Here is a 1,621-nt window from a genome sequence, read left to right as displayed (position 1 = left end):
TGTATAACCTTTTCATGATTCAATTCGGCATCGCCCCCAAGCATGAAAGCTCCGCAAGGCACAGAATCCTCAGTGGCGCACAGGACACCAAAGACCGCAATCTCAATGGTGGCCCGACCCCGTGTATAACCAGGCCTACCGGAACTGGCTCGCACCCCCAACAGTTGCGCGGCTTGTCGCCGCAGCACAAACGGTAAAGAGACCCGGACTGACCGAGTCCGAGGCGTTTTCCAGTTCATCGATGCCCTGTGCGTCACTTTCATTCTAGCCACAGGAGAGTGACATGGAAGGACTGTCTCCACTCTACCGACGCGTTGCCGGCATCGATGTCCACAAGATGCTGCACGTTGTCACCGCCGTCATTGAGCACCCTGACGGCACCATCGAACAGCAAAGCCGTGAATTCGGCGGTTTCAAGCGCGATTGCCGCGCCCTGGCGAGCTGGCTTCTTGAGCTCGATGTCGAACTCGTCGTCATGGAGAGCACCGGCATGTACTGGAAGAGTATCTATGCCCATCTGGAACGCGCCGGCATCCAGGCCTGGGTCGTCAATGCGCGTTTCGTCAAGCATGTCCCGGGCAGAAAAACGGACATGAACGATTCGCAGTGGCTCGCGGTGCTGGCGCGCTTCGGTCTGGTGCGCGGCAGCTTCATCCCGCCTCAGGATTTGCGCGAACTGCGCCTGGTATCCCGTTACCGGCGTAAGCTCACTGCCATGCGCGCGAGCGAAATCAACCGGCTTCATAAAATCCTCGACGATGGCGGCATCAAACCTGGCGGCGTCGTCACCGACATCAACGGCTTGTCGGCACGCGAGATGGTAGCCGGCCTGATCGCAGGCAAACCGATCACCGCGCTACCCGATATGGCACGCGGCAGGCTCAAACTCAGGCGCGAGGACCTGCAAGCCGCACTCGATGGCGATCTGACGGCGCGCCACCGATTCATTCTCGAACACCTTCATGAGCACATTGAAATGCTCGAGCGTAGTCTGGCCCAACTCGACGCCTATATCTTTGCCGCCATGACCCCCTGCCAATGGGCGCATCGCCTGCTGCAAACTGTACCTGGAATCGACCAGATTGCGAGCGCCCTGATCCTCATCGAAATCGGCGACGACATGACCCGCTTCGGCAGTGCCGATCGTCTCGCGGCATGGGCAGCACTTTGTCCCGCCAACAATGAATCCGCCGGCAAGCGCAAGTCAGGGCGAATCGGAAAAGGCAGTTCGGTCATCCGCTACATCATGTGTGAATGCGCCAACTCCGCGTGGAAAACCAGGAGCTCGCTGGCAGCCAAATATAGAAGCCTGATGGTACGCAAGACGCACAAAAAAGCGATCATCGCTCTGGCCCACAAGATGATACGGTTGATCTTCCTGCTACTGACACGCAAAGTCGCGTATCACGACCCGCAGATCGACTATCAGGCCATCGGCGCGAAGAAAAACGCACCGCGCTGGATCAAGCAGTTGAAGGCGATCGGCCAATGGCCCGACGAGGCGTCAGCCTCTGTCACCACCTAACGGTCGCCACAACGAGGGGTCGGGCATGGCGATATTTTTACTCGCGGACCACGCGAGGGGGCATGCACATGCCCGTACTAGCCAGCTTTCACGGTA

1 protein-coding gene is annotated in these 1,621 nt (G+C 58.7%); it reads left to right on the top strand.

Annotated features, from left to right (window positions below; translation table 11 throughout):
* Positions 1 to 283: 283 nt before the first annotated feature.
* Positions 284 to 1,525, top strand: coding sequence for an IS110 family RNA-guided transposase (locus HV796_RS42185; RefSeq protein WP_175233536.1), 1,242 nt, complete (start codon positions 284 to 286; stop codon positions 1,523 to 1,525).
* The last annotated feature ends 96 nt before the right edge of the window (positions 1,526 to 1,621 follow it).

The sequence above is a fragment of the Paraburkholderia humisilvae genome, assembly GCF_902859855.1.
GTDB lineage: Bacteria > Pseudomonadota > Gammaproteobacteria > Burkholderiales > Burkholderiaceae > Paraburkholderia > Paraburkholderia humisilvae.
The sequence above is the reverse complement of the archived record's forward strand: the minus strand, read 5'-3'. Positions and strand labels throughout refer to the sequence as shown.